5 protein-coding genes are annotated in these 5,968 nt (G+C 58.6%); 3 read left to right on the forward strand and 2 right to left on the reverse strand.

Going from position 1 to position 5,968, the window contains the following annotated elements; all coding sequences use genetic code 11:
• The coding region (locus AC629_RS43180; RefSeq protein WP_210419219.1) for an NF038122 family metalloprotease at positions 1 to 1,307 on the reverse strand (1,307 nt) is incomplete at its 3' end.
• A gap of 362 nt (positions 1,308 to 1,669) precedes the next feature.
• Between AC629_RS43180 and AC629_RS43185 the strand changes: the two genes are divergently transcribed.
• Positions 1,670 to 2,299: a class I SAM-dependent methyltransferase gene (locus AC629_RS43185; RefSeq protein WP_084810690.1), complete on the forward strand. Its 630-nt coding sequence runs from the start codon at positions 1,670 to 1,672 to the stop codon at positions 2,297 to 2,299.
• Positions 2,300 to 2,516: 217 nt separating this feature from the next.
• The gene (locus AC629_RS43190) at positions 2,517 to 3,011 is read left to right on the forward strand and encodes a hypothetical protein (protein WP_143199913.1); all 495 of its coding nucleotides are present in this window, start codon (positions 2,517 to 2,519) and stop codon (positions 3,009 to 3,011) included.
• Here AC629_RS43190 and AC629_RS43195 read toward each other — a convergent pair.
• Positions 2,984 to 3,649 carry a hypothetical protein gene (locus AC629_RS43195; RefSeq protein WP_143199914.1) on the reverse strand — a complete coding sequence of 222 codons (666 nt, stop codon included), beginning with the start codon at positions 3,647 to 3,649 and terminating at the stop codon, positions 2,984 to 2,986. The two genes, AC629_RS43190 and AC629_RS43195, sit on opposite strands and share 28 nt — an antisense overlap.
• 720 nt (positions 3,650 to 4,369) lie before the next feature.
• Here AC629_RS43195 and AC629_RS43205 point away from each other — a divergent pair.
• Entirely contained in the window at positions 4,370 to 5,656 is a 1,287-nt protein-coding gene (locus tag AC629_RS43205) for an O-antigen polymerase (protein WP_084810694.1), read from the forward strand.
• The last annotated feature ends 312 nt before the right edge of the window (positions 5,657 to 5,968 follow it).

Genomic DNA, 5,968 nt, shown 5'->3' on the forward strand with positions numbered 1-5,968 from the left:
GGACCAATCAAACCATCGCCGTTCAGATCCTGGTGGAAACTCGTTTCGAACGAGACAATCGACGCAGCCGTTTCCGAAGAGCCGGAGACTTCGTTGCCATTACTGTCGCTATTCCATACTGTAAAACTGCCAGTGGCTGTGTTCTTCCAGGCAACTTCGTACCCGCTCGAGGTTTGTTCGGTACCGAGCAGTGTCCAGCTGGAGCCAAACTGACCCGCGATGACGACCGAACCTCCAAATTTCAGCTCCGGTCCGGTCCCGGCGTTTCCGGCGACAGGATCCATGAAGTAGTTGTTGCCGATCTGATCGAGCTTGGTGGCTCCAAGCGCCTCGATGATCGTAGTGTTAAAAACCACATGAAACCCGAGCGCATCCAGCTGCTTCAGGTCTATGGCCGTGAGCTGCTGCTGCGTCGAGTTCGAGTAGAACTCGTTGAACGGGTCGGTCGATCCCTGCACACCGCTGTTGAGGAAGTCGCTTGGATCCGAGGTCTGGCCGTAGTCGGCGAGCCTGGTGACACCGCCATCTAGCGAAAAATACGCGGCGGGTGCGGTGGAGCTGCCGCTGAGCAGAATGGTGCCGGGCGAGGTGAAGCGGTAGAAGTCGAAAATATCGGGCTGCGATCCATACGGCACGCGGCCTATCGCGTGGGTCAACTCGTGCAGGGCCACGCCGACCAGCAAGCTGGGGCTGATGTCGGTCGCAAAGCTCGCGCTACCATCGATTTCGGTGCCGGTGGGACTGATCAGGCCCCACAATTTCTCCTGCGAATACCAAACCGCGACCTGGCTTTGACCGGAGATCGTCGATCCCGTGGGCAGGAAATTGAACGTAGTGTCGCCGGGAGAAGCATTGTTCACAAGATCGGCACGCACCGTCGAATAGCTGACGTAATTGCCGCCGGAAGGGCCGCCATACGCTCCGTGCCCGGTCCCGCTGTAATCGATCTGAAGGTTGAGCGTAATATGGTCGGTCACCGCCGCGCAGATCATCTGCATGGCCTGCGTAATGCCGTCCCGGAAGCTTTGCGGCGCGGCCATTGCCGCGGCATCAAAGAGCAGGTTGATGGTCAGGCCCGCGGACGTCGCGCCCGTCACCGTGACCACGGAACCCGGGCCGCCGGGGCCGCTGGCAGCAAACGCCGCTTCAGCGTCGCGTTCCTCATCCGGAATAATAATCGGCGACCCCACTGTCGGTCCCGGATCCGGCGCGCCACCGATCACGCCACTGAAGGCCTGCGCAGGAGCCGTGATGATGAAGTCCGAGGAATCGGAGAGATCGAAGCTGTCGTCAAAGGGTTTTCTCATAGCCACAACGATCCGATATTGCTCGTGAATTCAAAGACTCGAAATTCGCAGCACGTCATCCGATGACAGGAGCCACGCGTGCCACACACCATCGCCTGGGCGCACTAATTTGCTGTTTCAGACAAGCTAGTGCTTGAGGCCAATGTCGCCGATTCTGCGCACCTGCGGTACCGAATCGCAGCACATGATCGGGCTCGGAAATCTGGAACTACGATCAGACCGCGCCGGCGAGGAGGCGGGCGCAAGGTCGGCTTCGCTTTCGTCCAGGATTGGCAAGGGGGGGCGGATGTACATTTCCGGATATTTCTGGATCGTTTCCAGCCATTGCGCTATTCTGGATTGCAGGGCATTATTCCTAGGCCATGCTTGCCCGCCTCCTCCGTTTTCTCCCCTCCACCATCATTGAAGGTTACGAACATCCCGAGCTTGTCTCGGAGATATTCGCGAAAACAGTTGCTGCAGAACCGAGCGGAGAATGGCCTGAGATCCGCAGCATCGAAACCGTTTTGGACTTCGGCGGCGCATGCGGAATTCACTACAAACTGGCGCACCGCGAAGCTCCGCTCATCCGGTGGGCCGTCGTTGAGACTCCCGCCATGGTTCGCCAGGCGACGCAGCTTGAGACAGACCGCCTCCGTTTTTTTGAGACCATCGAGGCCGCGGCGGCATGGCTTGGCGGCATCGACCTGATGCACTCCAACGGCGCCGTGCAATACACGCCGAACCCGCTTGAAATGGTGCGGCAGCTCGCGAACGTCGGCGCCACGCGCATGCAGTGGAAGCGTCTATTTTTCTCGGACCAGGCAATCTCCGAGCGCCAGAGGTCAATGCTCGTCGAGAACGGCCCGCGCCCCAAAGGCAAGCCTCTCCGGCTCTCCACAAAAGCAGTCACTTACGATCGGAAGAGCTTTTCCCGGCCCGAATTCGAGGCCGCGCATTCCGGATACCGAGTCGAGGCGAGCGGTTCAGACTGGTTCTCCTTCATCAGATAGCCAGGCCGGCCCTGCGGCGCAGGCTGCCAGCTTCACCGCCGCGGTGCGCGTTGTCGGGCCGCCTGGCCTTTATGCATCGCTTCTGGGACCGCCGAGCCCAGCGTGACGTCGCCGATGGCGACACCGTCGTCTTTGCGGGCGGCGACGAGTCAACCGATCCGAGCTTGGAATGGCGACGATCAGTTCTATGATACCGACCCTCAACTGGGGACTGATCATGAGACTGCTTTCGACCGCCGCCATCCTGCTCGCGCTCGCCGCTCCGGCCCACACCGGTAAGCTCGACATCGCCGGCTTCTCGCCCGGCATGCCGGACCCGGAGTTTCGGCAGAAGTTGACCGTCCTGAACTGCCAGACCGACACCTGCCAGTTCGACGGCAAGGTGATCCAGTTTCGCCGGGCCGGAGACCGCAGCATCCAGCAGGTCGCCTATCGCTTCTCGTCTGACCTAAAGCCGCGTGAGCAGATAGATGCGATCGCACGCGAGTATGGCGTCGCGACCAGGAAGCAGGACATCGGCGACATTGGGCACGCTATGGGTCGCTACGATGATTATATGTTTGTCGGCAAGCTGCTTCACGTCGGCGGACCGCTTTGTCGCTGGAGGCTCGGAAACCGGACCACGTTGCAATTGGCGCTCTGGCAGCCGCCAGGAAAGCCGGGCCAGCCGTTCGTATACGTCCTCTACCTCGCTGACGAGCGTAAAGCCTGAGCTGGTCGCGCCATTTCGATGATCCGGTTGTCGCTGACGGCGAGCCACTGACCACGCTCCGCGACGCCGCCGATTTCATCATGCGCCTGCCGAAGGCGAAGCAGGAGCGGCCTGAATGGCAGGCTGCGGCGGTGATGGACGGGGCCAGTCCATATGACCGCGAGCACCAGCGCCGCGCCGATGAGACGGGAGACCGCCCGAAGGCCAGCATGGCAACCCCGCCGGCCGCCACGTAGAGTTTCACCTCGATGTAGAGCGTCCACAACGGCATCGACGACGGTCATGCCATCGTAGAGCAGGAGGCACTTTGCTAATTCCGTCACGGAGAAGGAGAGCCCAGAGGCGCGGACAGTTCCAAGCGGGGTGCCGTTCGATCCAGGCAATCCGAACGCCTGAACGATCGCGACCGTCGCGAGGATCAGAACAACGGCAAAGATCAATGGCGGATAAAGCCTGGTGATGCGGCTGAACAGATAGTCGATCGGCTCAAATCGACCGTTGCGTTTGGTATTGCCGCGATGCTTGCAGTGATCAGCCGGCCCGAGAGTAGAAAGAAGGCCAGCACGGCAAACCGAGCAGCCCTGCCCGAGGCCATCTCCAAGTAGGAGCCAGCGCCGTAGAGCCTCCAGACGAAGCACTGCGCCGTATGCGCGACCGGGACAATGATCGCCGCCACATCCGCAGCACGTCAAATCGCCGAGTATCCGCAAGGCTCAATTTTGCGCGCTCCAATCGCGCCCAAGTCCTAGCATCGCGCCCCCCAGCTAAGTCAACCCGCAGCGGCCGGCCCCATGCCGCGCCGCGGTCCAAGTAGTTCCATGGCTTAATCAAATTGGAGTTCACATCAGGAGCATTGCCTACAATCGCGTTGCGCCCTACCTCAGGGCCGCTGACTCCACAGTATTTTGGACTGCAGGCAGCACGTTGGGACCAGCTCACGGTCAGACCGCCAACAGCTTGACTATATTCAGCGGTCTCGCCGAAGAGTGCTACGACCTCAGATATGCAAGCCGCGCCACTACCAGCGGCGTTACCGCCGGAAAGACCGAGACCTATCAAGTTTCGGTGGGGTTCAACTCAACAACCATCGCGTCAGGACGCCCCGCCGTTCGACCGTAAACGTCACTTCTTCGGTATCGACCATCGGCTTTGATCTCGCATCGGAGTACTTTGCGCCGCCGAGCCTTGGCATCAATACGATCACTGCACTTGAGGCGAACGGAAACGCAGGCAGCGTGAACGTGAATGTCACAGGAATAGAGAACTGCAGCGTGCTTTCCGCTGTGTGGCGTGGCTGATATTGACTTTTGATTTATGATTGAGTCTTTTTGGATGTGCAACTGACATCGGAATGACCCATGAAGTTTGAATTTCGTCCCGAACGCCTATCTGGCGAACGGGCTTTTATCTTGGGTTGGTCCGTCTGGCTTGTCTGTTTCGCGCTGATGCCGATTACGACCATGTTCTATGGAGATTTCGGCGGCATTGCCTTGCTGGTTGCCGCCAATCTTGCGGTCTTGGTGGGGATACTCGCGGGATCAAGAGGTCGCGAAAAGGGATTTCTAGTTTATGACCAAGATGCGCTGCGCATAGTGCTGCTCCTGTGCGTCGTGCTCGGGACCATCGCGATCTTCGCGAAGGTCGTTGACCTCATCGGCTACCGAGGAATTCTAAGCGCGAGGTCATTCGCCCAAGGGCGCGAGAAGATGGAGGCCAACGACATCAATTTCTTCTCTGGTATCCACTTCCTTCTTTTGCCGGTCATCTATGCGGGCGGCATTCTGGCGATTGTGGTGCTTGTTCAGAGACGATTGACGAACATCTCGAAGGCCGCGCTAGCATTGTATGCCATCAACCCGGTCTTTTCGTTTGTCTACGGTGGTCGCTCAACCCTTGTGCTGGCGGTCGCGCTGGCTGGCATCACTCTGCTTGTCTCGCTTCCAGCGTTGAAGCTGCGGCATGTCATGAGCGCGATGGCGACATTCCTGCTCTTGTTTGGCGTGACCATTTTCATGTTTGTGTCGCGCGCGATCGAGCGAATCGGTGATACGCATGTCGATCGTCTCGCCGGCGCATCTGACTACACCAAGCTCGTCCCGTTAACCGATCAAACGTTGACAGTGATGGGCGCTCTTCCCACCCTTGGTAGATTTCTACTCTATTACGTGATGAGCGTCGGCCAATACATCCTGCATGGCGTGTTCGAGTTTTTCTACATCGTCAACGTGAAGGATCCACGGCAAGGGTATTTGTGGGGAGAGTATCAGTTCACGCTATATCAACAGGCGCGGCATGTGCTGATGGGTGCCGCTGCCGTCCAGGATTTGGAGGTCTACAACCCTGCAACCGGCTTGTTCAGCACGTTCTGGGGACCGGCCTATCTCGATTTCGGGCCAATGATGATCGTTTTCGGCTTGGCCTTCGGGATTGCCGCGGGTTGGGCTGCGCAAGCAGGTCGATCGCGGCGACATCTTCGCGATGCCGCTTTTCGTTCTACTCGTCTATCAAATCGCGTTGATCCCTGTCGCCAACGGCTTATTGGCCTCATCGGCCGTTGTGTTGAATGTTGGTTTCTTCGGGATATGGGCTTGTCGAGGCGCACGAGCGCGGGGCGGTTTCGAAATGTTGCAGCCTCAATCGCGTAGAACGAACTGCAAATAGACAAAGATTGAAAACCCTACACAGATCAATGCGTAACCAGCCAATCGCCGTAACCTAGTCGGCTTTTTCTCGGTCATTCCTATCCCAGGTTGATGCAACCGAAGGGTGAAGTTACCACGGCGATTCTCGCAAGGGCAACCTAAGCCGCCCCGCAGGGCGGTTTTTTCATTGGATATTCGTATGACTGACCTCAACGCCCTAACAGGCTGTTGAAGAAGTCTTGGAACGGCGCGCGATGAACGGGATGTTGTCGCCGTTGAGGAGACAAATCTCCCCTTCGAGTGAGCCGTCATCCT

Origin of the sequence: Bradyrhizobium sp. NAS80.1, from assembly GCF_001908205.1 — a bacterium.
Taxonomy (GTDB): Bacteria; Pseudomonadota; Alphaproteobacteria; order Rhizobiales; family Xanthobacteraceae; genus Bradyrhizobium.

Excerpts from the sequence above, each read along its gene's own strand:
- AC629_RS43185 (WP_084810690.1), top strand. The coding sequence starts at position 1,670 with ATGCTTGCCCGCCTCCTCCGTTTTCTCCCCTCCACCATCATTGAAGGT.
- AC629_RS43190 (WP_143199913.1), top strand. The coding sequence starts at position 2,517 with ATGAGACTGCTTTCGACCGCCGCCATCCTGCTCGCGCTCGCCGCTCCG.
- AC629_RS43205 (WP_084810694.1), top strand. The coding sequence starts at position 4,370 with ATGAAGTTTGAATTTCGTCCCGAACGCCTATCTGGCGAACGGGCTTTT.